The organism is Streptomyces sp. NRRL F-6676 (assembly GCF_000725625.1).
GTDB lineage: Bacteria > Actinomycetota > Actinomycetes > Streptomycetales > Streptomycetaceae > Streptomyces.
In genome coordinates this window covers 1-452 of record NZ_JOHS01000131.1, presented here as the reverse complement: position 1 = coordinate 452, position 452 = coordinate 1, and the positions used below count along the sequence as shown (strand labels likewise).

The 452-nt window shown below is 74.1% G+C and carries 1 pseudogene; it reads right to left on the bottom strand.

From position 1 onward, the window contains the following. A pseudogene (locus IO29_RS31315) lies at positions 1-452 on the bottom strand (hypothetical protein); the annotation flags it as partial.

Sequence of the window (452 nt, the reverse complement as noted above, 5' to 3'; positions counted from 1 at the left end):
TCGCCGCCGGCGTGGACCACTGGCGTGTGCGTGGCGTCGTCGCCGACGCGGCCGATGTCGCCCAGGTTGTCGTCCAGGCCGCTGCCGAGCTTGATGTGCTGGTGGCCGGCCTGTTCGGCCGTGTGGGTGCCGGCGCCGACCAGGGCCGGTTCCCTGACCGGGGTCGGGGTGTGCGGATTGTCCGCACCGGAGGCGGGGCCGTGTTCGCCGAGGTCGGGCTTGTCGACGATGTCCGTGGGGGCGTCGCTCGCGGCGTGGACGACGTTGCCCTGGCCGTCCAGGACGTTGCCGTGCGGGTCCAGGTACTGCGCCGGCGCGCCCGCCTCCGTCGGCAGCTTCGTCGTGCCCTCCGGCAGCGCCACCGTGTGCTCGGGGAGCTGGAAGTTCCCGTCGGGGAGTTTGACCGCGCCCTCCGGGACCGCCGCGCCCTCGGGGAAGTGGAACGTGCCGTC